The organism is Pseudomonas sp. PME37.24/025 (assembly GCF_055556615.1).
The window spans coordinates 1-246 of the sequence record NZ_JBVHNK010000419.1 but is presented as its reverse complement, the minus strand read 5'-3'; the positions used below and the strand labels follow the sequence as shown (position 1 = coordinate 246).

At 68.7% G+C, this 246-nt stretch carries 1 protein-coding gene; it reads left to right on the top strand.

From position 1 onward, the window contains the following. The coding region (locus ACZ3HH_RS30900) for a YiiX/YebB-like N1pC/P60 family cysteine hydrolase (protein WP_465810504.1) at positions 1-246 on the top strand (246 nt) is incomplete at both ends.

Here is a 246-nt window from a genome sequence, read left to right as displayed (position 1 = left end):
CAGCCGCTCGATGCCGCGCAGCGGCGCCGGCTCGTGGAGGCTGCGATGTGCCGGATCGGCGTGGTGTACGACACGGGGTTCAATCTCGCGTCGCGCCGGCAGTTCTGCTCGCGCTTCGTGCGCGAAGTCGTGCGCGATGCGACGCGGATCGTGCTCGGCGACGTCGAGACCTTCGACATGCTGCTGCGCCGGAACCCCGATCATCCGCTCGGCTTCTGGCGGATCTGGTACTTCGGCCGGATTCCG